The 23,174-nt window shown below is 42.8% G+C and carries 25 protein-coding genes; 16 read left to right on the top strand and 9 right to left on the bottom strand.

Annotated features, from left to right (window positions below; all coding sequences use genetic code 11):
* Positions 1–201 precede the first annotated feature (201 nt).
* The 5 genes from B0E43_RS12935 to B0E43_RS12915 all read left to right on the top strand — a co-directional run bounded on the left by B0E43_RS12935 (position 202) and on the right by B0E43_RS12915 (position 4,963).
* A complete protein-coding gene (locus B0E43_RS12935; RefSeq protein ID WP_217349165.1) occupies positions 202–1,470 on the top strand; it encodes a TlpA disulfide reductase family protein in 1,269 nt (422 codons plus the stop codon).
* Between the two features lie 2 nt (positions 1,471–1,472).
* On the top strand, positions 1,473–2,096 hold the full coding sequence (locus B0E43_RS12930) for a chromophore lyase CpcT/CpeT (RefSeq protein WP_168171944.1): 624 nt from the start codon (positions 1,473–1,475) through the stop codon (positions 2,094–2,096).
* Positions 2,097–2,194: 98 nt separating this feature from the next.
* Positions 2,195–3,070 (top strand): DUF1684 domain-containing protein, encoded by an 876-nt coding sequence (locus B0E43_RS12925; RefSeq protein ID WP_077350348.1) that lies wholly within the window; start codon positions 2,195–2,197, stop codon positions 3,068–3,070.
* 71 nt (positions 3,071–3,141) lie between these two features.
* A complete protein-coding gene (locus B0E43_RS12920; protein WP_077350346.1) occupies positions 3,142–4,422 on the top strand; it encodes a YeiH family protein in 1,281 nt (426 codons plus the stop codon).
* Positions 4,423–4,540: 118 nt separating this feature from the next.
* Positions 4,541–4,963 carry an Rrf2 family transcriptional regulator gene (locus B0E43_RS12915; RefSeq protein ID WP_077350344.1) on the top strand — a complete coding sequence of 141 codons (423 nt, stop codon included), beginning with the start codon at positions 4,541–4,543 and terminating at the stop codon, positions 4,961–4,963.
* 37 nt (positions 4,964–5,000) lie between these two features.
* On the opposite strand, the gene B0E43_RS12910 is transcribed toward B0E43_RS12915, so the two are convergent.
* Entirely contained in the window at positions 5,001–6,029 is a 1,029-nt protein-coding gene (locus B0E43_RS12910; protein ID WP_077350342.1) for a sugar phosphate isomerase/epimerase, read from the bottom strand.
* 239 nt (positions 6,030–6,268) lie between these two features.
* On the opposite strand from B0E43_RS12910, the gene B0E43_RS12905 reads away from it, so the two are divergent.
* The 3 genes from B0E43_RS12905 to B0E43_RS12895 are packed head-to-tail and all read left to right on the top strand — an operon-like array spanning position 6,269 to position 8,929.
* Entirely contained in the window at positions 6,269–7,138 is an 870-nt protein-coding gene (locus B0E43_RS12905; protein ID WP_077350340.1) for a TraB/GumN family protein, read from the top strand.
* 16 nt (positions 7,139–7,154) lie between these two features.
* A complete protein-coding gene (locus B0E43_RS12900) occupies positions 7,155–8,207 on the top strand; it encodes a sensor histidine kinase (RefSeq protein WP_077350338.1) in 1,053 nt (350 codons plus the stop codon).
* A gap of 2 nt (positions 8,208–8,209) precedes the next feature.
* Positions 8,210–8,929 carry a LytTR family DNA-binding domain-containing protein gene (locus B0E43_RS12895; RefSeq protein WP_077350336.1) on the top strand — a complete coding sequence of 240 codons (720 nt, stop codon included), beginning with the start codon at positions 8,210–8,212 and terminating at the stop codon, positions 8,927–8,929.
* Between the two features lie 192 nt (positions 8,930–9,121).
* On the opposite strand, the gene B0E43_RS12890 is transcribed toward B0E43_RS12895, so the two are convergent.
* The 4 genes from B0E43_RS12890 to B0E43_RS12875 form a co-directional block, all read right to left on the bottom strand.
* Positions 9,122–9,631 carry an Imm63 family immunity protein gene (locus tag B0E43_RS12890; RefSeq protein ID WP_077350334.1) on the bottom strand — a complete coding sequence of 170 codons (510 nt, stop codon included), beginning with the start codon at positions 9,629–9,631 and terminating at the stop codon, positions 9,122–9,124.
* A gap of 87 nt (positions 9,632–9,718) precedes the next feature.
* Positions 9,719–11,413, bottom strand: a complete 1,695-nt coding sequence (gene ggt, locus B0E43_RS12885) for a gamma-glutamyltransferase (protein WP_077350332.1) — start codon at positions 11,411–11,413, stop codon at positions 9,719–9,721.
* The gene (locus tag B0E43_RS12880) at positions 11,410–13,782 is read right to left on the bottom strand and encodes a prolyl oligopeptidase family serine peptidase (protein ID WP_077350330.1); all 2,373 of its coding nucleotides are present in this window, start codon (positions 13,780–13,782) and stop codon (positions 11,410–11,412) included. Before B0E43_RS12880 ends, ggt begins: the two co-directional genes overlap by 4 nt.
* A 26-nt stretch (positions 13,783–13,808) precedes the next feature.
* Positions 13,809–14,144 carry an Hpt domain-containing protein gene (locus B0E43_RS12875; protein ID WP_077350328.1) on the bottom strand — a complete coding sequence of 112 codons (336 nt, stop codon included), beginning with the start codon at positions 14,142–14,144 and terminating at the stop codon, positions 13,809–13,811.
* 171 nt (positions 14,145–14,315) lie between these two features.
* Between B0E43_RS12875 and B0E43_RS22965 the strand changes: the two genes are divergently transcribed.
* The 3 genes from B0E43_RS22965 to B0E43_RS12865 are packed head-to-tail and all read left to right on the top strand — an operon-like array spanning position 14,316 to position 15,577.
* Positions 14,316–14,474 (top strand): hypothetical protein, encoded by a 159-nt coding sequence (locus tag B0E43_RS22965; protein WP_168171943.1) that lies wholly within the window; start codon positions 14,316–14,318, stop codon positions 14,472–14,474.
* Positions 14,471–14,929, top strand: a complete 459-nt coding sequence (locus B0E43_RS12870) for a DUF2452 domain-containing protein (RefSeq protein ID WP_077350326.1) — start codon at positions 14,471–14,473, stop codon at positions 14,927–14,929. Before B0E43_RS22965 ends, B0E43_RS12870 begins: the two co-directional genes overlap by 4 nt.
* 3 nt (positions 14,930–14,932) lie before the next feature.
* Positions 14,933–15,577 carry a hypothetical protein gene (locus tag B0E43_RS12865; protein WP_077350324.1) on the top strand — a complete coding sequence of 215 codons (645 nt, stop codon included), beginning with the start codon at positions 14,933–14,935 and terminating at the stop codon, positions 15,575–15,577.
* A 55-nt stretch (positions 15,578–15,632) separates the two neighbouring features.
* Here B0E43_RS12865 and B0E43_RS12860 read toward each other — a convergent pair whose 3' ends face one another.
* Together B0E43_RS12860 and B0E43_RS12855 are read right to left on the bottom strand one after the other, a co-directional pair.
* The gene (locus B0E43_RS12860) at positions 15,633–16,250 is read right to left on the bottom strand and encodes a deoxynucleoside kinase (RefSeq protein WP_077350322.1); all 618 of its coding nucleotides are present in this window, start codon (positions 16,248–16,250) and stop codon (positions 15,633–15,635) included.
* 4 nt (positions 16,251–16,254) lie between these two features.
* Positions 16,255–17,154, bottom strand: coding sequence for a 3-hydroxybutyryl-CoA dehydrogenase (locus B0E43_RS12855; RefSeq protein WP_077350320.1), 900 nt, complete (start codon positions 17,152–17,154; stop codon positions 16,255–16,257).
* Positions 17,155–17,422: 268 nt separating this feature from the next.
* Between B0E43_RS12855 and B0E43_RS12850 the strand changes: the two genes are divergently transcribed.
* Entirely contained in the window at positions 17,423–18,256 is an 834-nt protein-coding gene (locus B0E43_RS12850; protein ID WP_077350318.1) for a S1 RNA-binding domain-containing protein, read from the top strand.
* Here the strand turns inward: B0E43_RS12850 and B0E43_RS12845 are convergent.
* Positions 18,253–18,612 (bottom strand): arsenate reductase family protein, encoded by a 360-nt coding sequence (locus B0E43_RS12845; protein ID WP_077350316.1) that lies wholly within the window; start codon positions 18,610–18,612, stop codon positions 18,253–18,255. The genes B0E43_RS12850 and B0E43_RS12845 overlap by 4 nt on opposite strands.
* Before the next feature lie 70 nt (positions 18,613–18,682).
* Between B0E43_RS12845 and B0E43_RS12840 the strand changes: the two genes are divergently transcribed.
* A complete protein-coding gene (locus B0E43_RS12840; protein ID WP_371454689.1) occupies positions 18,683–19,177 on the top strand; it encodes a YkgJ family cysteine cluster protein in 495 nt (164 codons plus the stop codon).
* A gap of 45 nt (positions 19,178–19,222) precedes the next feature.
* Positions 19,223–20,155 (top strand): ROK family protein, encoded by a 933-nt coding sequence (locus B0E43_RS12835; protein WP_077350314.1) that lies wholly within the window; start codon positions 19,223–19,225, stop codon positions 20,153–20,155.
* On the opposite strand, the gene B0E43_RS12830 is transcribed toward B0E43_RS12835, so the two are convergent.
* Positions 20,136–20,522 (bottom strand): hypothetical protein, encoded by a 387-nt coding sequence (locus B0E43_RS12830; protein WP_077350312.1) that lies wholly within the window; start codon positions 20,520–20,522, stop codon positions 20,136–20,138. The genes B0E43_RS12835 and B0E43_RS12830 overlap by 20 nt on opposite strands.
* 225 nt (positions 20,523–20,747) lie before the next feature.
* Here B0E43_RS12830 and B0E43_RS12825 point away from each other — a divergent pair, with 225 nt between their 5' ends.
* The gene (locus B0E43_RS12825; RefSeq protein WP_077350310.1) at positions 20,748–21,242 is read left to right on the top strand and encodes a DNA topoisomerase IV; all 495 of its coding nucleotides are present in this window, start codon (positions 20,748–20,750) and stop codon (positions 21,240–21,242) included.
* 9 nt (positions 21,243–21,251) lie between these two features.
* Positions 21,252–23,159, top strand: a complete 1,908-nt coding sequence (locus tag B0E43_RS12820; RefSeq protein WP_077350308.1) for a DNA topoisomerase IV subunit B — start codon at positions 21,252–21,254, stop codon at positions 23,157–23,159.
* The last annotated feature ends 15 nt before the right edge of the window (positions 23,160–23,174 follow it).

Below are 23,174 nucleotides of genomic sequence, written 5' to 3'. Positions count from 1 at the left end.
AAACGAAAACCCAATGTTTTAGAAGCGAATGCTTTTTCAACTGGAAAATATAGGAGACCACCAAGTGATGATATCTCAGAACTGAATGACGATCTGGAATTCGATCTACTGGCTCTCGGTTTTTCATTTCCCAAATTCTATTTCAAGAACCTTAGTTTCTAATTTCCGATGAACAGTCTGATTAAGTCAAGCTCGAACGTAATGCTATTTAACCTGAATTTTAACATGATCACTCAGGTTTTCAAATCGCATTGGCACGCCATACTATTTGGTCTTTTAGCACTTTTAGCATCGTGTTCCGCACCGCAGTCAAAGGTGGCTGAAGGGAATTGGAGGGGAGTGTTTTCTGAGAATGGCAGAGAAATCCCTTTCAACTTTTCGATTAGTTATTCCGGATCAACTCCCATTTTAACTTATCGAAATGCCAATGACCAATTTGTCACTGACTTGGCTACGTCTTCGGGAGATACAGTGGTTTTTCCAGTAGATGTTTACGATGCCAGATTGATCACCATTAAATCCGGCAATAAATTGGTTGGCTACTGGTCTCGGAATTCAGATTCTGAGCGAAAACTCAAGTTTGAAGCCCATCCTGATGAGAATTATCGTTTTTGGATTCCTGACCAAATTTCTTCCGGGAGCTATGATCCTTCAGATAAATGGGATGTGATTCTGGTAAATTCAGACAGTTCAAAGACTCAGGCAGTAGCTGAGTTTCATAATGAATCAGATCGAATCTTTGGAACAATTCTGACCACCACAGGAGATTATCGTTTTCTGGAAGGTCAGATTTCTGGGGAAAATCTAAAGCTTTCTTCATTTTCAGGTGGTGCAGCTTCTTTGTTGGATTTACAGTTTGTGGCTGAGGATTCTTTGGTAGGAACCTTTGGAGGAGTCTATAATTCCAGAAAGTTTTATGCTAAAAGAAATGAAAATGCAAAGCTTCCGGATGCGTATGCTTTGACTTACCTCAAAGAAGGATATGAAACACTTGACTTTTCTTTTCCGGACCTGGATGGAAAACCCGTCACTCTTAAGGATAAAAAGTATCAGGACAAAGTGAAAATCGTCACCATCATGGGTACATGGTGTCCCAATTGCATGGATGAGTCGGCTTTTCTTGGCCCGTGGTATGAACAAAACAAAGACCGTGGGGTAGAAGTGATCGCCTTGAGTTTTGAACAGGAAGACGATCTGGAATTTGCCAAAGCACGTTTTGAAAAGTTTTCCAAACGTTTTGGGGTTACATATGACGTTCTTTTTGCAGGCAAAGCCAACAAGAAATCTGCCTCCGAAAAATTACCGGCCCTGAGTGAGGTCTTGTCTTTTCCCACCACCATTTTCATTGACAGGGAGGGAAAGGTGCGAAAAATTCATACAGGTTTCACTGGACCTGCCACCGGCATTCATTATGAAGTGTTCAAGGAAGAGTTTAATGCAATTGTGGATCAATTGATTGCTGAATCATGACTATGAAGAATTTCATCCTATTCGGGTTTTTCCTACTGCTGTTTTCTCAAAGTGGGAAACTCAAGGCCCAAACCCAGCCTCAGCTTCTGGAAGAATTTAACAAACGGATCATCGGTGAGTTTTCTACCGCAAGAATGGCCAGCGAAGATCCGTCCCTTGCCCATCTGATCCTGACAGTCAAACCGATATGGCAGGATAGGATAGACGGTCACTGGTTCTTTTTGGAACAGGCAGAACACTTCAGAAAAGATTTGCCACACCGGTCTTTGGTTTTGAATGTTTTTGAAAAGGACGGAAAAATCATTTCCAGAAACTTCAGTTTCTTCAACAAAGATATCTTTTTGGATATCGATGAAAGACCCTTTCCGATAGAGCAATTGTCACCCGTTGCATTGGAAAGCAGGTATTGTGACATCATCTTCGAAAAAGATTCCTCGGGCAATTTTGTAGGTAAAACTCCGGAAGAAGGCTGTCCAACAAATTTGTTTGGAGCACAATTTTTTACAAATGAAAGCTACCTGACCTCCGACTTTTTGATTTCCTGGGACAGAGGATGGAAGGATCAGGATGAACAAGCCTGGGGACTGGAAAAGTTTGGATACTTATTTGAAAAAATCAATCAATAGCGGCTAATCAACAATTACAGGGTTTAATGTTAATGGGTACAAGAGAGTTCGTATCGGACTCTCTTGTCTTTCTTTTACTTTGCGTGGAAATATAAAAGATGAAACAAACTATACAGATCTTCTTGGTTTTGGTTTTGGCCAGCCAATCCCTTTTGGTATTTGGCCAGAATCCGGCCCATGAGCAATGGAAGGCAGACCGAAAAGCAGAATTGCTTGGAGAAAACGGATGGGTAAACCTGATAGGATTGCTTTGGATTGATCAAGAGAATAACTTCTTAAATCAGGTTTCTGAAGACAGTCTTTCGATTTCGAATAAAGCCGGGAAAAAGAATATTGGGAGTTTTCATTTGGTGGGCGATTCAGTTTGGTTTCATTTCAATCCAAAAGTGGTCAAAAAGTCTAAGCCTGAACTTCTGCCAAAAACACTCCAATTTCCTGTCGAAAATTATAGCCAAGGAGGAGTTTACTTCCACCGCTGGAAATGGTCGGTGATCAAACGAGGGGAAAATTTTGCAGTTAGATTAAGGGATTTAGAACATCCAGCTTTGGAAGATTTCAAGGAAATTCCGGTTTATGACTTTGCTCAAAACTGGAGTATTCCCGCCTTTTTCGAACCTAAGTTCAATCAGACTATTGATATTCCCAATGTCTTGGGTCAAATCGTTGAATGGAAAGTAATGGGGATTCTCAAGTTTGAAGTCGATGGAGTAAAGCAGGAAGTGATTGCTTTCGAAGATGGAGGAAAGCTTTTTGTAATCTTTGCTGATGTGACGAGCGGAAAAGAAACCTATCCAACCGGAAGGTACCTCCATGTGAATTATCCCGATCGGAGCGGAAATACCACGATTGATTTTAATTTCTCTTATAACCCACCGTGCGCATTTACCGCTTTTGCCACTTGTCCCATACCTCCAAAGGAAAACAGGCTGAATTTCAAAGTTGAAGCGGGTGAGAAGGTGCCTGAAGGGCATTAAATGAAAAATCTTGTTGCCCTAAACTGAAATTCCACTTTCTTTCCACCTGAATTTATTTGCCCTACCGAATTATGAACAAGCCTGAAATCCCGTCACCCGAAAAAACCGGTAAAAATTGGAGTATCAACGAAGACTGGGCTTCCGTCTTGGCTGGAGCAGGAGTGATTTTAACAGTTTTGTTCCTTTTCAAATTTTCCAATCCATCTTACAATTGGAAATCAGGGGCTGATTTGGTTGGTATTTTTTCCAGTGCCGAAAACCTTTCCAGTCTTTTTGCCCAATTGGTCTTGGTTTTTGTTTTTTCTGCAGTTGCGGCTGTTTTGATTGGGAAAAAGATTCTTCCCTTGGCGGGGTCTTTTCTTGGAGTTTTTGCATTGACCCAGGTAGCCTTATTGGTGGCCGGCAGTGGATTAGCCAGGCAGTTCAATTTGGAGGCAGTGATTTTCAGTTTAGCTTTTGGCTTGTTGATTGGGAATTTGGTCAAGCTACCGGAGTGGTTTAAGAAAAATCTTACGACCGAACTTTTTGTCAAGATCGGCCTTGTGCTGCTTGGGGCAAGTGTCATTTTTGGAGATATTCTGAAAGCAGGTGGATTGGGTCTCATTCAGGCTTTATTGGTGGTAATTTCGGTTTGGTATTTTGCCTTTTGGGTTTGCAAAAAACTCAAGGTCGACGAGGAGCTTCGGATGATGATTTCCTCTGCGGTGTCCATTTGCGGAGTTTCGGCAGCGATTGCGACATCAGGAGCAATTCACGGGGATTCCAAAAAGCTGTCCTATGTAATTTCGATGGTCCTGATCACGGCCATTCCGATGATGCTTTTGATGCCTTTGGCAGCGGAGTGGATGGGACTGTCCGAAGAAGTGACCGGTGCATGGCTGGGAGGGAGTATTGATACTTCAGGAGCGGTGGTAGCAAGTGGATCTCTGGTTGGTGAGAAAGCCCTTCAGATCAGCACCATTGTGAAATTCTCCCAAAATGTGCTCCTTGGAGTTGCTGCATTTGCGATTTCTGTCTATTGGACTTATACCCAAACTCCGGAGGGACAACATTATGAAAAGCCAACTTTAGGCGTGATTTGGGAGCGATTTCCAAAATTTGTTCTGGGATTTTTGGGGGCATCTATCCTGTTTTCTTTTTTTATTGAAACCGAAGTGTACAATGAAGTGAAGGGAAGCTTAAAAAGTTTCCAAAACCTGTGGTTCGCTTTGGCTTTCACTTCCATTGGTTTGGAAACGAATTTCAAGGACTTGATCCAGGAAAGCAATCAGAAACCGCTTTTCGCCTTTCTGATTGCTCAGGGATTTAATGTGTTGATTACTTTGGGGATTGCTTATTTCTTGTTTTCATGAATTAGGTTCAAAAGGGTTTTTATTCATTTTACTACCGAACTTTCATTTTTTAGATGGCTGACTCCAGCAGTGCAAATTGAGTTTTTTTTGTACTTTGGCTGTGTTATAAAAAGTACCCATGCTATCCAAAAGAGCCAAATACGCGATCAAAACCATACTTTTCCTTCAAGATCATCCGGAGCTGATGCCTGTATCAGCTAAATTAATCTCAGAGCGGGAGCATATTCCCTATAAATTTCTTGAAAATATCCTTCGGGATTTGAAAACCCATCAACTTGTAAAAAGTGTAAGGGGAGCGGAGGGAGGCTATACCTTGGCCAAAGACCCCGCCGAGATAAGTATCGCCCAGATCATGCGCGTAGTCGATGGTCCGATTGCCTTGATCCCCTGTATTTCTGAGCGGTTTTATGAGGCATGCGCCGAATGTGAAGATGAAAAAACCTGCCGAATCCGGAAGCTCTTTGCTGAGGTAAGAGCGGAAATGGTTCCGATTTTGGAAAGACCGATTACGACCCTTGCTTCAGAGATAAAAGAGAAGTAAAGAAAAGACCGAGCCATTCCTGACTCGGTCTTTTGTTTTAGGCAAGTGCCTTTCTACAGAATTCCACGCATTTTTGGACTTCCTTCACCGCATCAGATCCTTCAGGGACTTGATATTCAAGTTCGATGGTAGCAGGGAATTTGTATTTGTTTTTTTGCATCAGTTTCAGAATATCTCCGATCGGAGTATCACCGGTTCCCCAAGCCAAATTTCCTTTGCCATTGGCAGGCGTTTGACGGTCTTTGGTATGCATGCTAAAGATACGGGCATGCTGCTTTTCGATCAATTGGAGTACATCGGGATGGCCTGCGGCAATGTAATGTCCGGCATCCAAATTCAATCCGTTTGCTGAGCTTTGGGCAAGAGCTGTATCCCAGAAGGTGAAAGTCTCCTGTTCGTGGCCGTGGTAGCCAACGCCCATTTTATATTTTTCTCCGAGTTTCCCCAGTCTAAGCGTATGGGCATCATCAGAGGGATGTTCTAAAGTGACATGTGAAGCACCCAAGGCTTTTGCGGCATTCATTCCATAAGCTATGTCTGCATCAGTATTATTCTGGCCAAAAGCATTGGGTTTGAACGCATAAATACTAACGCCTGCGTCTTTGTACATTTTTCGGACTTGCTCGAATTTCTTCATGTCTGCAGTGGCTCTCCAGTCGGCTACCACTTTGGTATAAGCTTGGGATTGTGCCTGAAGATCAGCCAATTCCTTTTTTTCATCTTCAGTCAGAGTTTCGCCCCTTCGCTGCTTTCCTCCAAGTTGGAAAGCTTTTATTCGGTTGAAAGTCGGTGCAGGCATACCGGCAAAGCTTTCTGCAGGATCTCCCATCAACTCAATAGAACTCAAGCCACTGTCCACCACATATTTCAGCGTTGCTTCTGCACTCTGATCCGGCATGGATCTGAAGGAGTAGGTGATGCAGCCGATTTTGACTCCATTGATTTCAGAATCTGGTTTATTCCAGGATTTGATCAAAGCAGGGGCACCTTGGAGCCAGGATGGTGCCATCGCCAGTCCTGCTATGCCGAGTGCTGATTTTTGTAGAAATTCTCTTCTGTTTTTCATGGTTAATTGGGTTTGAAAGAGTGTCGATTCAAATTATGATTTTTAATCGGGAATCTATCTGATTTTGAAATAAGTCGGTCTTCGGAGGTTTATTTGGTAGAATATAGCTTTGAATAAGAAAGTGGAACTTAAGCAAGAACCTTTCCTCATTTATCGACAATTTCCTGCATTGATGGATTTGGGTGAAAATCCTTTCAGTTTTTAACTAATCTTTGGTCAAGTAATTAAATTCTGAGATTATGGTAAGTAGCATTTTTAGAAAAATCAGCCTCCCAATCCTCCTGATGATTTGGGGAATTGGAAATTTGGAGGCTCAAGAAAGTTCCTTGCTCTGGAAGGTAAGCGGAAATGGCCTGGAAAAAGAATCCTACCTCTTTGGGACCATTCACCTGATCTGCAAAGAAGATTTTCTGATGGATGAGCGGATTTTGGAGTCTTTTGATAAAAGTGAAAAACTCGTGATGGAACTGGACATGAGCGATCCCCAGCTTCAATCCAAAATGCAGCTGATTTCCATGAATCCGGGAATGAAAAATATTCAATCTGAACTCGATCCGGCTGATGTGGAGATTTTAGACGGATTTCTAACCCAAAACTATGGAGCAGGATTGGCCCAGTTGGGGGTTTTAAAGCCCTTCGTATTGAGCACGATGGCTTTGATGAAAACCATCCCATGTGAAGAAGTGGAAAGCTATGAGGGATTTTTCACCGATAAATCTGTTGAAAGTAAAAAACCAATCCAAGGACTTGAAACTCCTGAATTTCAGGTAAGTATTTTTGATCAAATACCTTTTGAAATCCAGATCAGCGAATTGATGAAGATGCTGAGGGAGGACTCCGGTGAGGCAGATTTTAGGCAAATGACTGATACCTACCTGTCCGAAGATATTGAAGGACTTTACGATGTGATGAACTCGGACGGTATGGTTGCGGATTATAGAGAGCTGGTTTTGGACAACAGAAACAAAGCCTGGATTTCGATACTTGAGGAGGAAATGAATTCCAATGTCCTGTTTGTAGCTGTGGGAGGAGGCCATTTGGGAGGAGAAAACGGACTGATTTCACTTCTTCGGAAAGCTGGATATCAGGTCGAACCAATCAATAAATAATCATCGAATCTGGCAAATGAGCATCAAAAGGACCTTGAGCAAATCCCAATACTATTGGATCCTGCAGGTTGTAGGTTGGAGTTCCATTGTCTTTATCGAGACGATCAATTACACCTATTTCATAGCCGGAGAGTTTCGTTGGGAGCATTTTCAGCAATTTTGCTCGTATTCTTTGGTTGGTTTGTTGGTATCCCATGCGTACAAATTGATATTTATCCGGCCGGAGGTCTTTTCCAAATCGCTTTCCAGAATCTGGTTTCGGGCATTTTTTGATGTTTTGATGATCGCATTGCTGATGGTGATTTTGCTTTTTCTTCCTTATACGGTCACCGAACCGGAAATTCTTCGGGATACGGAATTTTGGATAGGCTTTTTCGGTCAAATCATGAATTTGGGCCGATACGTGATAGTTTGGATCATTATTTATTACCTCTATCACATCCTGAAGCGGAATTCAGAAATCACCGAGCAAACGCTGCTCCTTCAAAATCTCGCTAAATCCGCCGAGCTCGAACTGCTCAAAACCCAACTCAATCCGCACTTTCTGTTCAATGCTCTCAACAGTATCAAAGCGCTGGTGTTGATCGATCAGGAAAAAGCCCGGGATGCGATCATCAAACTTTCCGAGTTGCTCAGATTTACACTGAATTACGAAAAGGCACCTCTGATCGCACTCAATGATGAAATCAATGAGGTGGCTAAATACCTCGAACTTGAACAGATCCGCTTTGGAAAGCGATTGGATGTCCAGATCACCTTGCAAGAAGAGACTCTCGATGTCAAAGTGCCGCCAGCGATGATTTTGACCTTGGCGGAAAATGCCATCAAACACGGAATCACCCAGCTGCCGGACGGAGGTGGAATCTGGATCGAAAGTAAAATCAGAGGCAACCTGCTTTTGATTGAAGTTCGAAATTCCGGGTATTTGAAGGATTCTTTCAATTTGGGGATCGGCTTGAATAACCTTCAAAAAAGGCTTCAAAACCTCTTTTCTGACAAAGCCTCATTTATTTTGGATACTTCGCCAGGAAATAAAGTCATTGCAAAAATCTCATACCCTGTCAATTGATTATGAAAAAACGTGTGTATTTGTTGGATGATGAACTACTCGCTTTGGAGGAATTGAAAGTGCTGCTTTCACCATTTGATGATTTGGAAATCGTTGGTGCTTGCGACAGGGTTGAGCATGCGATTCAGGAGTGCAATGAGCTGAAACCAGACTTGATTTTTTTGGATATCAATATGCCGGGCAAGGACGGTTTTGAGTTTTTGGAAAGCTTGGAAGAAGTCAGGGACGTGATTTTTGTAACAGCCTATGACCAGTTTGCGCTGAAGGCTTTCGAGGTAAATGCACTGGATTATTTACTCAAACCGCTCAATCCAAAGCGATTGGCAGAAGCTATACAACGGGTAAGAAGTAAATCCCAACCGAGTGGAACTACTCATGAAGAAAGGCTAAGTGCTGATAAAAAGATCTTCATCAAGGATGGAGAAAAGTGCCATTTTGTGCCAATTTCAAAGATTTACCTTCTTGAAAGTGTCGGAAATTATGTACGGGTTTTTTACGAAAACCAGCAGCCACTTTTGCATAAATCCCTGACTTATCTGGAACAAAAACTGCCGACTGATCTCTTTTTCAGAGCCAATCGGCAGTATATGTTCAACCTGGATTTTATCGATCAGATCGAGCCTTATTTCAACAGTACGCTGCTTATTGTTTTAAAATCAGGTCATAAAATCGATCTAAGTCAACGGCAAAGTGCTAAGTTTCGGGAGATCACCGGTGTGTGATTTTTGTAAGAGTAAGCTGTCAGCAGTAAGTTGTTCAATACTTTAACCACTTACATCGTTTTGGAGCTTGGCGAAGCAGCAGATTTCGAAGCACTAAACTGTTTGCCAGCACTGAATTTGATACAAAACAAGGCTTCTTTTAAGCACCGATCCCGATTTTTTGCCAAACGACTGTTAAATGGCGTTTTTCTTTCAGTTGTTAGGATATTTTTCATAAGCCAGTTTGCTGATTTCAGTTTCTGAAAGTCCTTGCTGTCTAAGCTGTCTGAAGTAGGTTGCTCTAAGTCCTGCTAAGTCGTCAAACGGATGATCTTTTAAAATCCTTTGGTGCTTGGCATTTTCTTTTTGTCTCCAATTGTAGTTAAGCTGTCCAAGTAATTCTTCTTGCTTGTCAAACATAATTCGCCTGCAATCCTTGTCTTCAATTCTGTTTTTCAGTTCATAGTCAGAAGCCATAGAAAAAGCCACATTAGTAAAAATCCAATAAAGCAAATCGTCTATTTTGTCCGTCATTTTCCTTTCAAGTTCTTGTCCACGTTCTGAAATTATGTAAAACATAAATCCCAAGTTGTCAACTTCAATGTAGGGATGAGCGTCCCAAGTTTGCTGTCCGTAACTCGGTAATAAATTTGTAGGTGCGTTGATTTTTAAAGCCAATTCGTCAACAATTTTCTTTATGTCACCAAGCGAATATTTCGTCATTTTCGATTGTCTTATTTTGTTTGTTTTTCAACCTTTAAAATGCTCTTTAACTCAACATTTACCACTAAAACAATTACAAAAGGCTTTTCAATATCCAACCGCCTTATCATCCCCACGCGGATCAGCGCCGCCTTCCAGTTTGCCATCCGGTAACACCAGAATGGCATCTACTTTTCCGATTACTGGACTGTTGCCTTCATTGATCAGGTAACCTCGGGATTTCAGGATTTGAATCAATGAATCTCCAAAGGAACCTGGTTCGAAGTTGACCAGATCAGGCATCCATTGATGATGAAATCTAGGCGATTCTACCGCTTCCTGCATTCCCATTCCAAATTCCGCAACATTTAATATTGTTTGAAGCACAGAAGTGATGATTGTCGATCCTCCGGGAGTTCCTACGACTATCCATAGTTTTCCGCCTTTTTCGACGATTGTTGGAGTCATCGAACTTAGCATTCGCTTTCCAGGAGCAATGCTGTTGGCTTCTGCACCAATCAGTCCAAACATATTTGGAGTTCCGGGTTTGGCACTGAAGTCGTCCATTTCATTGTTCATGAAAAACCCGAGTTCATCGATGTAAACCTTCGAGCCATAGCCACCATTGAGCGTTGTTGTCACCGAAACAGCATTTCCTTCTGCATCGACGATGGAGTAGTGGGTGGTTTCCATACTTTCTGAAAAAGCCAAGGTTCCCCGGGCAATATCCTCGGATTTGGTGGCCTTTTCTAAACTAAATGACTCCATTCTTGACTTGAGATAGTTTCTGTCAAGTAATTGATCAACAGGTATTTTTACAAAGTCAGGATCGCCCAGGTAATAGTTGCGGTCTGCATAGGCTCTGCGCTCAGCTTCGACCAAAATCTGAATGTATTCAGGAGAATGATGACCCATTTTCTCAAGATCATAGGGTTCGATCATCCCAAAAATCTGGGCCAAGGTCATCCCACCGGAACTGGGGGGAGCCATGGAAATCACCTTCAAATCCCGATAGTTGAAAACCAAAGGATCTCTCCATTTCGCTTCATAAGAGGCTAAATCTTCTTCAGTGATGATTCCGCCTTTTTCCTGCATGTGTTTTGCAAGGATTTTGGCAATTTCCCCTTTATAGAACTCATCCCGGCCATTTTTTGCGATTCGTTCCAAAGTTGCTGCCAAGACAGGGATTTTAAGCGTATCTCCAGCATTGAATTCCTGGTTGAAGAAGGTTTCGGAGCCGTTCACTTCTACAAATTGGTCTCGGGCACGCTGCAATCGTTCCGCTTGGCTGGAAGTGACCACAAAACCATTTTTGGCCAGAGCGATCACCGGTTGGAGGATTTCAGCTGGATTGAGTTTTCCGAATTTGGCCTGAGCTTCAAAGATTCCAGCAATTGTCCCAGGGACACCGGAAGCCAAAGCTCCTTTGGTACTCAGGTCTGAAAGAAACTCGCCGTTTTCATCCAAATACATGTCCTTGGAAGCAGCGAGAGGGGCTTTTTCTCTATAGTCTATGGAACCCACTGACCCATCTGCCATGCGGTAAACCATAAATCCTCCACCTCCCAGATTGCCGGCAAAAGGAAAAGTTACCGCCAAGGCCATTTCGGTTGCCATCATCGCATCAAATGCGTTTCCGCCTTTTTGGAGGATTTCAATCCCGATTTTGGAAGCTTCTTCCCGGGCGGAAACCACCATGGCCTTATCTGCAATTAATCCGCGTTTGATCTGACTGGTCGTTTCATTTTTTCCGCAGGAAAAAAGTAAAACAATGACTAGAATCAGAGGAGATAGGAATCTCATGGTTTTTTGGCAACAAGAGTTGTATTGAACAGTTTCAATATCCGCTTGTATTCATCAGCCCAAGAGCTCGGTTCGACAAAACCATGGTCCTCAACTGGATATACTGCCATTTCCCAATTGTCTTTGCCCAGTTCGATCAGGCGTTGAGAAAGTCTTACCACGTCCTGGAAATGGACATTGACATCCACCATTCCGTGGGCAATCAAAAGATTTCCTTTTAGGCCTTCGGCAAAATAAATCGGGGAGGAGCGTTTGTAGGCAATTGGATCTTCCTCAGGAGTATTCAGAATATTGGCAGTGTAGCCATGATTGTAGTGCGCCCAATCGGTCACTGAGCGAAGAGCAGCGCCGGATGTGAAGATATCTGCGTGGTTAAACAATGCCATCAAAGTGATGAATCCTCCATAGCTACCACCATAAATACCGATTTTTCCCGGCTCTATGCCATGTTCAGCCAAAAGGAATTTGGCCCCATCCACTTGGTCTGAAAGGTCTTTTCCACCCATGTGACGGTAGATTCCCGTTCTCCAATCCCGTCCATAACCAGCCGAAGCACGATAGTCAATGTCCAAAACCGTGTAACCCAAATCGGTCAACAGGTTGTGAAACATGTATTCGCGGAAATAGCTGCTCCACCATTTGTGGACGTTTTGTAGGTAGCCGGCACCATGGACGAAAATGACCGCGGCACCGTTTTTCTTGGATGCTTCCGGCAAGTAGAGCCTGGCAGGAACCTGTGCACCATCTTGGGCAGGGAATCTAACGATCTGTGGATCTCTCCAATTGTAGGCTTTAAATTCCTCACTTTGACCGGCGGTTAGTTTTTGGGCTGTGGCCCCGACTTTGTTGTCCTGAACATATAGCTCCGCCGGAATATTGCTGTAGGAGTAAATGATGGCAAGTTTTTTCTCGTCAGGGGAAAGAACCACCTCGTTGCTTCCTGTCATGGAAGTCAACTTTTCCATGGTTCCGCCCATTACCGGCATCTTGTAGAAATGTCTTTCTCCAGGATCGACTTCCGAGGTAGTCATGTACCAGGACTTTTTGTCTTTGGAGAGAAAAGGATCGAAAACCTCGTATTTGCCTGAAGTGAGGGATTTTTTCTCGCCTGAAGTCACATTGAACAAATACAAATGGGAATAACCCGTTTCCTCAGATTGGAAATAAATGTGCTGATTGTCCGGCAACCAACCCAAAACTCCACCACCAAAACCACCTCCCACACCCGGTCCACCTACCCAAGCTTCATCCCGCTGACGGTCCAGGGTTTTGAGTTCGCCGGTTTGAAGATTTAGTTCGGTAATCCATCGGTCTTTGTTGTCAAATGCACGGACTTGGATGATTGCCCGCTTGCCGTCCGGAGAATATACCGGACTTGAAAGGGTCACGACCCGATCTTTTTCTTCCCAGGTTTTGTCAGGGTAATCCTTCACATAATCCGGTAAATCTTTGATTCCAGGCAAATTTGCAGTGGTCACGAAATAAACCGTATCCCGAGTGAGATCATAAATCCCAATTTCCACCTTTGAAGGACTGGAACCGACTTTTGGTCTGGAGTTTAGATCCTCAGTGTATCCGGAGGCATCCACATAGTTGGGTACAGCGGTATTTTTATTTGTTGCAGGGGTAAAAATTGAAAATGTGGCAAATTTTTCATCCGGTGAAAGCTGAAGGTTCGACAGGTTTTTACCCTGAGTATAATAGACGAACTCTTCCGATTTTTCCTGGATCGCCTCACGATACGCTTTGGATTTTGCCTGAGCTTCTTTTCGCTCGCGCACTACACCAAGCAAGGCAAGGTTTTCTGCTTCCACAAACCCGGCTTTTGACTCGGCGGAAGAACTTCCATTGGCAGGTTTGGAGCCATTGGAAATGTTTGTAGCCTTGGAAACACTTTTCGAACCGCGGTCGAAAACATAAATGTTTCCGCCTGAGTTGAATGCTATCCTGTTTTCATTGGCTAAAAACCTAAGATTAGTCACAGGTTCATGCCATTCAAAAAGTGTCGAGGTGGTTTTCTTCTTTTGTTCTTCTAAGATAACAGCATTGTCTTTCCTGTAAATTCTTAGACTTTGGTCTGAGTTGAAAGTAGATTGGGGTTTGGACAAGGATTTTTCTTCAGTCCAATGAACTTTGGAAACCTGAGCCGGATTGTCCAGTTGAATTTTGTAAAGGGAATCAACCGGGTCTTTTTCCAGATTGTATTTGAAAAAAACCTGTTTGCTGTCTTCACTCCAATAAGGAGCTGATGGAAAGGTTCCCAACCACTTGGGATCCCGCATGATGTAATCGACTGTAAGGGTGGATTGTGCCGTAGCCTCGCCAAGTAGGAAAAGCAATACAGGCAGGAGAAGTAGTTTTCTCTGCATGGGAAAGGGTAGATAATTTAAAGTTTTCAGTTGATTGCCGAGACGAATTCGGTCAATTCGGTTTCGATGAGCCGGATTTGCTCCTGAAGTGAATCGTTGAGCGAAGCTGAATTTTCCAGGTTAGCCTCGATTTCTTCGAGGGTTTTTCTGGTTTTTATGGCTCCGATATAACTCATACTTGGCTTGGCTTTGTGGCAGCGCCTTTTGATCGTTGCAAAATCCCCACCTTTGTAAAATAAGCCCAACTCTTTCAAATCCTTGATGTTTGTATCAAGGATTATCTGGATCATTTCCCGGATCATTCCCGGATCATCGTCTCCAAAGTACTGATAAATGGACTGCTCACTGATGAGTTGGTACATATTCGGAAAAAAAAGGGTGTAAACTGATGGAAATCCGGTTTTACTGCTAAGAGGTTAATTTAAAAAACATTTTTCAAAAAGACTTATTTCTTTACCATGTGTTTTAATTTTGGGCAGGTCAAAACATCTCTACCCGTATTTTTGTCTTCGGTTTGTGAGTAAAATGAAATCATGAGTAAGAATAAGAAAATTTTCCTTGCCCTATTTATCATTTTCATGCTGGTCATGCTTTGGATTGGCTATGATATCTCGAGGAGGACGACTTTTCCCGGATCCAAAGGCAACTTAAAAGAAAGGATCTCAACAGAGGCTGAAACTGAAAAAAAATGACGGGTAAAAAGATAGATGTAGACAGGATTGACCTGGAGCGGATGAAAGAAAAAACCACCGAGACTCCGGGAATTCTACCTTATGCCCATCATTCTGGCAGTGCCATCATCAAACCCGAAGACAAAGGGAAAATCACAGGTCGGGCAGTGGCGGCAATGCACAGTCAGACCGATATGCAAATGGCTCAGATTTATGAGCAAATGCGGTTGCTGGCAGAGCAGGCCAAGAAAATTCAGTCAAGAGTAGAAGTTTCCCAGAGAATCTACCAGGCCTCAATTGCCTTTGAACCGCTGATCAATCATGTTTATTTTTTGTATCAGAAATCGAACGGGTCAGATTTCATGAGCATGATTGCTCCGGAAGAATGGGGTAGGAAAAAGGACTGGGCGATTTTCGTGGCAGAAGTGAAACTGCTTGCCGATCATACTTGGGAAATTCTCCGAGAAACCAATTAAGCCATGGAACATCTGATGACTCGCCAACTCGACCAGATTTTAAAAGAAGGTGGAGCGGATTACGATTGGCAAATTGAAATTGAAGTGAACCCAAAATTCCTTGATTCAAAAGGCAAAGCTTGGATGAAAGAAATCTTTGAAGATTTGGGTGGAAAAGGGAGTTTTCCATTGCTTGAAAAACTCAAGTTTGATTTCAAAATCGGAAGACACCTGATCATCTGGGATGAGGAGTTACACTTCAACCGTTATCGGTTGGCGACTTTTCGCTCTGAAATGTATTCCGAATGGACTTTTCCATTTTCGGAGGGTCACAAAAGACTCTGCCGAACTTTCGAGAAGGAATGCCTCAAAGCAGGGATGCAACAGCGGATTTGGAATGGGCCACCTGTGGCAAAAAACGTTTTTGGTGAAGCATCAGAATCTGGTGATTTCAGTGGAAACGGCGCAATTGGCTGGAAGCTATTAGGCTATAACGATGCTCAATATGACCTCCAAACGCGGCTGCATGGTTACAAATTAATTCGGCTTTCACCTTATGAAACTTTGATGACTGGAGGATCTCTGAAGAGACTCGATCAGCTTTTGGTCAATCCTAAGGAAGAAATGCGAGTTGTGCTTTATAATTGGTTGATGAGAAAGATTGGATAAAATTTCGGATTGGGGATTTCGGATTTTGGATTTTTCCAAAATCTGAAATTTCAAATCAGGCAAATAGCCCAAACATCTCCCGCTCGATTTTTTCAACAATAAAAGAGAAATCTTCCGGTCTTTCCACAAAGTCCAGATTGTTGACATCCACAATCAGGAGTTTACCTTCCTGGTATCCTCCGATCCATTCTTCGTAATGGGAATTCAGGTTTTTGAGGTAGTCGATCCGCATAGCCGTTTCGTAAGAGCGACCTCGTTTCTCGATTTGACCGACCAGTTTTGGAATGTCAGCTTTTAAATAAATAAGCAAATCAGGAGCCTTAACATGGGTAATCATGGAATCAAAAAGGCTTCTGTAATTCCAATAATCCCGCTCAGTCATGAGTTTGCTTTTGTACAGGTTTGCCGCAAAAATGTAGGCATCTTCATAGATCGTACGATCCTGGATGGTAGAGATTGGACTTTCCTGGATTTTTCGGATCTGATTGTACCTGGAATTCAAAAAGTAAACCTGCAGATGAAATGCCCAGCGCTTCATGTCCTCATAGAAATCGGGCAAATATGGATTTTGATCCACAGATTCAAATTCCGCTTTCCAGCCATAGTGCTTGGCAAGTTTTTCGGTGAGGGTGGTTTTCCCGCTCCCGATATTTCCTGATACTGCTAAATGCATGAGCTTACCCTATTGATTTTGAGAACCTTGGTGCTACAACCAAATCCTTGCTGCCAGGAGTGTATTTGTAGAATCCTTCACCGGTTTTGACACCTTTGAAACCTGCTTCCACCACATTGACCAAAAGCGGGCAAGGGGCGTATTTCGGATTTCCGAAGCCTTCCTGAAGCACTCTCAAAATCGATAAACACACATCCAAGCCAATAAAATCCGCAAGTTGAAGAGGTCCCATCGGATGAGCCATTCCCAGCTTCATGACGGTATCGATTTCATCAACCCCAGCCACACCTTCATATAGGCTGTAAATGGCCTCATTGATCATCGGCATCAGGATTCGGTTTGCCACGAAGCCCGGATAATCATTTACTTCTACGGGATCTTTGGAAAGATTCCGGGATAGATCCATGACCAATCTGGTCACCTCATTTGAGGTTGAATAACCTCGGATGACTTCGACCAGTTTCATTACTGGCACCGGATTCATGAAGTGCATCCCGATCACCTGAGTCGGACGCTTGGTAACTGCGGCGATTTTGGTGATGGAAATGGAGGAAGTGTTGGAAGCGAGGATGGCTTTTTCTGGAGAAAATTGATCCAGCTGACGAAAAATATCCAGTTTCAAATTCAGGTTTTCAGTAGCAGCCTCCACTACCAGATCTGCTTTTTTCACTCCTTCTTCCAGACTGGTAAAAGTGGAAATCCGGGACATGGAAACATCTTTTTCCTCTTGGGAAATTGTTCCTTTGGACACTTGTCTGTCCATGTTTTTAGAAATCGTTGTCAAAGCTTTCTCCAAAAATTCACCCTTGATATCGACAAGTGCTACATCATAGCCATGTTGGGAAAAGACATGGGCGATGCCATTTCCCATTGTACCTGAACCTATGACTGAGATTGATTTCATAAATCTTTGATTACGAGTGAAAAGCGTTATGATTTGGGTTTTGTTTGGCGAATCCGCCATTTTTGATTCAGTCAAAACTAAGTCTAAGTGCATCCAATTCCAATTCAAACCTTGCTTTCCCGACTTTGGTTGTCAGAAAAAAGGCGATGACGCCTATCGATTAATCCATACCTTTGAACTATGAAATCGAGGGTCATGCAAGGGACACATCAAAATGAATTTCATCTTTCCGAGATTCCATATGGCCTTTGAAAATATATAATATCATATGAAAGAACTTGGTCTGATCAGCAAACTGTCAATAAATCGATTCACTGATTTTGGAGCTTATCTAGCTTTGAGCGATGGGGGAGAAGTGCTTTTGCCTAAAGGCTACCTCAAAGGAGAAGAAAAAGAAGGGGATGAGGTGGAAGTATTCGTCTACACCGACAGCGAAGACAGACCGGTTGCAGTGACGCAAAAGCCAAATGCAATGTTGGACGATTTTGCTGTAATGGAAGCCAAGGAAGTAACCAAATTTGGTGCTTTTATGGATTGGGACTTGCCCAAGGATCTCTTTGTTCCGAATGGAGAAATGGCCAAACCAATGACTCAGGGTCAGAAATACCTAGTGAAAGTTTGTGTGGATTTTCGATCCAGCCGACTCATAGGAGTTACTAAATACCGAGATTTTATCGATCCGGCACCAATGGACTACGAGCCCGGAATTGAAGTAGAAGGATTGATTTTTGAGAAAACTGACCTTGGCTACAAGGTTTTGCTGGAGGATCGATACGAGGGTTTGATTTTTGCCAATGAGGTTTTTCAGCCTCTGGAAATAGGGTCTGTGCGGAAACTTTGGGTGAAAAAGAGACGTGATGATGGCAAGATTGACCTTCAGATTTTGCCTGCCGGCAGAGTCAAATACGACGAAGGTTCAGAAAAAATCCTGGCTATTTTGGAAGAAAAGGGATTTTTGCCGCTCCATGACAAATCAGACCCGGCTGAAATTCAGGCCACTTTGGGAATGTCCAAGAAGCATTTCAAGCAGTGCATTGGACAGTTGTTCAAAGCCAGGCAAATAATAATCGGTCCTGACGGAATTTCTGTAAGCAGAGATTAATCGAGCTTGAGGATATCAGTGGGAGTTTTGCAGAAAACCGCCTTATTTTTATAGATAGCAATAGGACTCGAAATCAAATGCGGAAATTTCACCAGGATATTTATCCAACCTTCATCATCCCAGTCTTTCCCTGCTATCTGGTTTTGATAGTCTGGATGGGATCGGTTGAGTAAATCTTTCGGCCTCAGCTCAAGCATGCCCAAAATTTCATTCCACTTTGTTGCTGTGATGGGCTCATTGATGACGTCTATTTCATTGACGAATTTTGTCAGTGACTTGGCATAAGCCTTGGTTTGTTTATCATTTGACTGGGCGGAACTATGATAGAAATATAGTTCAGATGGATGGACTCTCATGGGATTTGGGTTTAGTTTATAATAAGATAGGGAAAAATTATAAATATTTGAAATTCAACCGTTTGTAAAATTGAAAATCGACCTAGAAAAATTTTCCAGAGATTGCAAGTCAGATTTTCCGGCAAATAAAAAACTGAAGGAAAAACTCAAAAAGACCAAGCCCAGGGATCTGGATTCAACTTTTCATCAACTTCAAGAGGAGGCTTTTCTAGAAATTGACTGCTTGGATTGCGCCAATTGCTGTAAAACGACAAGTCCGATTTTTATTCAAACCGATATCGATCGCCTCTCCAAAACTTTTCGGATGAAAAGCAGTGAATTTATCGATGAATACCTGTACCGGGATTCTGATGGGGATTACGTTCTTAAATCCGCTCCCTGCTCATTTTTAGGTGCTGACAATAAGTGCCTTGTGTACGAGGATCGACCTAAAGCTTGCCGGGAATATCCTCACACCAATCGGAAAAATATGCTTGGGATATTGGACCTCTCTTTGAAAAATACCCTGGTCTGTCCTGCTGTTCTCAAAATTTTTTATGAGATCGGCAAAGAATATAGGAAGTAATCCCTTTCTTTTGCTTTTTTAACAATCAAACCTATAAATAACACTATGAGCAAGCAGGATTCTCAATTTCTGGGAGTGGATGTCGGAGGTACTCACCTGAAGATTGGACTGGTAGATAAGGAAGGCAAAATTTTGGACTTCCAAAAAGAAGACACTACACCCTACAGAGATCATCCTGACGGTTTCGGAAAGTGTTTTATCGATGGCCTTGGAAAATACCTTAAAAAGTATCCTGAAGTTGGAAAAGTAGGAATAGGTCTTCCCGGAATGATCACAAAAGATCGAACTACACCACTTGAAATCCCTGCTATTCCTGATTTGAACGGCTTTGCCCTTAAAGCCGGACTTTTGGAGAATTATCCAAACCATGAGTTTTACATGGAAAATGATGCTGCTGCAGCCGCCATTGGTGAGTTTTATTATGGCAAAGGTGAGGTGGCAGAAAACTTCCTTTTCATTACAATGGGCACCGGAATCGGGAGCGCATTGGTTTTGGATGGACAGGTTTTCAAAGGATCCCGCGGAAATGCCCTGGAAATGGGTCATATGCTTTCCAGAGGAAATGCGGGTTTGGAAAATTTGATCGGCAGAAATGGCATCCTTAAAATCATGGACAACCTGATTGCTGCTTATCCTGAAAAAGCAGGGGAATTGATCGGAAAAGAACTTGGAACACACCTTTTGGTCGATACCGCCAAAACCGGAAACGAAGTTTCCCTGATGGTATTCAAAGAAGTTGGAGAGATTTTGAGCGAAGCGATCGTTTCTACAGTCCGAATCCTTGATGTTACTGATGTCTATTTTGGGGGCGGGATTTCAGCTGGCTTGGAATTTATGATGCCCACCATTGATCATAATACCAGAAAGTATTTGAGTCCGTATTATGTCAAAGACCTCCGCTTGAAAAAAGCCACCTTGGAAAACAATGCAGGCACATTAGGCGCAGCCGCGCTGTGCTTTATGGGTTCAGGGTTGTAATAGTTACCTCAGACACTTTACTTACTGCATTCATCCGAAAAAGAACTCTCAGGGGTTCTTTTTCGCTTTCTACCCCAGGACAATCCCCACTGGGTTCAAGGAAATAGAAGAAAAAACTTTGGCTTTTGTCAATCAAATCTACCCGATCAGGTCGGCCAAATGTCTTGATCAAAGCCTGATTGTCCGCTCCCAAAAAGTTGTTTTTAATGGCTTTGAATTCTTCGATTTCCTGCATTCTTAGGCCTTTGCAGCCATCCCGGTCAGATTTCCAGTTTTCCAGATTGACTTTTCCGGCATCAACTGGACCGCTGCAGGATACAATCAAGCCTAAAGCAAAAAAGGAAAAAAGGAAACTGAATATTCGCATGATCTTTCAAATTAGGCTGCAAAGATGGGCTCAAAAATTGATGCTATTGCAAAATCATGAAAGGGATTAAATTTTCTGACCCAGGATTTTTGGCAGAATACTGAATTTCATGAGATTGGAAAATCTCCGAATGAAACTGTCAGATTTATCCCATCTTGGAACACTTCGGAATCTCCTTTGGTTTATCCAAATCGGTTATATTAGCACGTTCAATCAATCACTCACATGTATTACAGGTTTGGAAAAGCATTCTACTTTTTGAGTATTCTGCTTTTCGTTTTCTTTCTATTATACTTCTATTCTGCACTCTCTGAGACAGTTGGTCTCAGTATCGACGACAGCGGTTCAGTCAACCGGATATGGGAAAAAGGGACATTTTTTTATGGGATGATAGCTGCATTTCTGATTTTGAATGCTGTCACACTTTACCCTCCCAAGTCGCTTGAGACCAAAACCAACAAGAAACTACACCGAATTTTCCCAATCGGTGATCCTTTCCGGGATTACTTCCTTACTTGGTTTTATTCTTTCGGAGGGATAATTAATATGAGTTTGGCATTATTGGTGTTTTTTGTCCATTCTATCAACAACCAGGAGGTCATAGCCTCTAGCCAGTTCAACTTTTTCTTTTACCTGATGCCAGCCTTGTTGGCAGTGTGGGTCATTGGGTTATTTGTCCTGTTGGTGGGAAAATTCAAACAAGTTCAAAAAGGAGTTTAATCGTGCATTATGGCAGAACCAGTTAAATATACAGAAGACAGCATCAAGTCCCTGGATTGGAGAGAGCATATCCGTCTCCGACCCGGGATGTATATTGGAAAGTTGGGAGACGGAAGCGCCCAGGATGACGGTATTTATGTGCTTGTCAAAGAAATTCTGGACAATTCCATCGATGAGCACATGATGGGCTATGGACGAAATATTGATGTGAAAATCTCCGAACATAAAGTTGAAGTCCGTGATTATGGCCGCGGGATTCCTTTGGGCAAAGTCATTGACTGCGTATCCAAAATCAATACCGGAGGCAAATACGACTCTGGAGCTTTTCAAAAATCAGTTGGTCTGAATGGAGTCGGTACTAAGGCTGTAAACGCGCTTTCGGATTTTTTCCGGGTTCAGTCTTTTAGGGATGGACAAACCAAAATGGCTGAATTCGAAAAAGGAATTTTGGTCAATGATCCTGCAATTGGAACATCTTCTGACAGAAATGGCACCAAGATCATTTTCTCACCTGATGTGTCGATTTTCAAAAATTACCATTTCATTCCGGAATATCTCGAAAATCAGATATGGAACTATGCCTACCTGAATGCCGGCCTAACAATCAATTTCAACGGAAAGAAATTTTTCTCTGACCGTGGTCTATATGACCTCCTTTCCAACAAAGTCGACGAGGAAAGCATCCGATACCCGATCATTCATATCAAGGGCAATGATATCGAAGTGGCGATCACCCACTCAGGTTCGTACGGTGAAGAGTATTATTCCTTCGTAAATGGGCAATATACTACTCAGGGCGGAACTCACTTGGCGGCTTTCCGTGAGGCCATTGTCAAGACCATCCGGGAGTTTTATAAGAAAGACTTTGACGCATCCGATGTGCGGCAATCTGTCGTAGCAGCAATTGCAGTGCGTGTCCAGGAACCCGTTTTTGAATCCCAAACCAAGACCAAGTTGGGTTCCCAGAGTGTTGGACCGGATGGGCCCACTCTCCGAACTTTTGTCAATGACTTCATCAAAACTGAGCTGGACAATTACCTGCACAAAAATCCAGCAGTTGCAGATGCGCTTTTGAAGCGGATTTTGCAATCGGAGCGGGAAAGAAAAGAAATCTCCGGCATTAAAAAACTGGCAAACGAGCGGGCCAAAAAAGCCAACCTCCATAACAAAAAGTTGAGAGATTGTCGGGTACATTACGACGATCCCAAGGCTAATGAAGATGCCAAAAACAATTCCATGCTCTTCATTACCGAAGGTGATTCAGCGTCAGGCTCCATCACCAAATCGCGTGATGTGCAGACTCAGGCAGTATTTTCACTTCGGGGTAAGCCGCTCAACTGCTTTGGGATGACCAAAAAAGTGGTGTATGAAAACGAGGAATTCAACCTGCTTCAGCATGCCCTTAATATTGAAGACGGAATCGAAAATCTCCGCTATCGCAAAATTGTGATCGCCACGGATGCCGATGTGGATGGGATGCACATCCGCTTGTTGATCATGACGTATTTTCTTCAGTTTTTCCCTGATTTGGTGAAAAATGGGCATTTGTTCATTTTGGATACTCCACTTTTTCGGGTGAGAAACAAGAAGGAAACCATCTATTGCTACACGGACGAGGAGCGGCAGCGGGCAATTCATAAACTTGGAAGTAAGCCAGAAATCACCCGATTTAAGGGTTTGGGAGAAATTTCGCCTGAGGAATTCGGAACCTTCATCGGAGAAGATATCCGCCTCGAACCGATCATTCTGAACAAGGAAACCAAGATTTCTGATCTGTTAACATTCTACATGGGTAAGAATACACCGGATCGGCAGAATTTTATCATCGACAATCTCAAGATCGAAAAAGATCTGGCCTTGGAAGATCCAAGAAAAGCTGAGGAAGTCGAAAAAGAGGCAGAAAGTGAAGCAGCTTGATTTTGGGGCAAAATC

Origin of the sequence: Algoriphagus sp. A40 (assembly GCF_002002735.1) — a bacterium.
GTDB lineage: Bacteria > Bacteroidota > Bacteroidia > Cytophagales > Cyclobacteriaceae > Algoriphagus.
This window is presented reverse-complemented; position numbering and strand designations above follow the sequence as displayed.